The following is a 1,520-nucleotide window of genomic DNA, read 5'->3' as shown; positions in this document are numbered from 1 at the left end:
GGAACGTCAACGGCCACACCAGCGGTGGGCCGGGCGTGGCGATGTGTCTGTCGTGCCTTGGCGCTTGGCGTCACGAACCGATGGCGGCGGGATCCATCCAGATGGCTTCCCAGATGTGGCCGTCCAGGTCGGCCAGGGCGCGGCCGTACATGAATCCCAGGTCCTGCTTCGGGTTGATGTCGGCCGTGCCACCGCATTTCACGGCGGCATCGTTCATCTGGTCGACGGCGTCTTTGCTGTTGCAGGTCAGGGCGAGCATCACTTCGCTCGATCGCTTTGCGGGAGGGGGCGGGTGGTGAACGTTTGCCACTTTGCGTGCGTGAGGAGCATCACGAAGATCGACTCGCTCCAGACCATGCAGGCGGCCGTGTCATCGCTGAATTGGGGGTTGTTCGTGAAGCCGAGGGCTTCGTAAAAAGCTTTGGATTTCGGCAGGTCTGCGACCGGCAGGTTGATGAAGATCGACTTGGTCATGACAGGTCTCCTTGGGTTGGGGGCGAGCACTGCGCTTGCCTGACCGAACGATACGGGCGCGAACCTTCTTGGCGCATTGACTATTGGTAAGACGCCATCCGGCCTATCCCACACCCAAGGCGATCGCCTTGCGCAGGCGACTGAGGCTTTCCGGGGTGATGCCCAGCCAGGCGGCGATGTGGTGCTGCTTCAGGCGCCTGTGCAGATCGGGCTCGCTGCTGATGAAGTTGCGATAGCGCTTCATCGCGCTGTCGTGGCGGAAGGCGATCTCGACTGGCTCTTTCTCGATGATCCAGTGGCGCTCCATGTAATGGATGTAGAACGCCGCGATATCCGGGAAGCGCGCCATCAACGACCGAAACGCCGCAAATTCGTACTCGAGGACGCTGCAGTCTTCGATGGCGGTGATCGTAAATTGGCTCGGTTTGCCAAGCAGCGTCGCACTGACCGACCCGGCAATCCGGCCCTCCGGAAAGAAGTACTTGATGACCATGTCGCCCTCCGGCCCGACATAGTGCTGGAAGAACAGGCCCTCCAGAACAAAAGCGAACCGCGTCGGCACGTCCCCCGCCACGACAAGCGACTCGTCCTTCCGGTACTGCCGCGGTTGAAGCAGAGCAGCCCACGCCCGCTCCGCCGCCTCCGAGATTTCCGCATAGGTCCGGACCTTCCTGAAGAACGCTTCGGTATCCACTCGATCACTCTCCTGGCTGGGCAAAGCGAACCGCCCTGGAGAGAAACGCAGCAGGGCCAAAGCTCGCCCCGCATTTGTACCAGAAGGGTCGGCTGCCACCCAGCCAGGGAAAGCAACACCACATACGAACCGTCCAGCGCCCCCAAGCAGGGAGCGAAGCGAACCGCCCGCTCACCACCCACGCTTGAGCCCACGCAAACGCCCAAACCACGCCGGTTTGGCCGTTGAAGTTCCTGCCCTAGATGGCGCCTTGAATTTCTGTAAGCGGGCGGAAAAAGGAAGGAGGCCTGTCTGAGCGAAGCGAGTTTGCCTCCTTCCCCGCCCGGTTACAGAAATTCAAGGAGTGGGTCGC

At 61.6% G+C, this 1,520-nt stretch carries 1 protein-coding gene and 1 pseudogene; both read right to left on the bottom strand.

Translation table 11 applies throughout. The annotated features are described in order from the left end of the window. Positions 1 to 70: 70 nt before the first annotated feature. Positions 71 to 474: pseudogene (locus FUT88_RS23275) on the bottom strand (VOC family protein). Between the two features lie 103 nt (positions 475 to 577). Further along, positions 578 to 1,168, bottom strand: a complete 591-nt coding sequence (locus FUT88_RS23270; protein ID WP_147218766.1) for a Crp/Fnr family transcriptional regulator — start codon at positions 1,166 to 1,168, stop codon at positions 578 to 580. Positions 1,169 to 1,520: the final 352 nt, after the last annotated feature.

This window comes from Ralstonia sp. TCR112, from assembly GCF_007997035.1.
GTDB classification, from domain to species: Bacteria; Pseudomonadota; Gammaproteobacteria; order Burkholderiales; family Burkholderiaceae; genus Ralstonia; species Ralstonia edaphi.
This window is presented reverse-complemented; position numbering and strand designations above follow the sequence as displayed.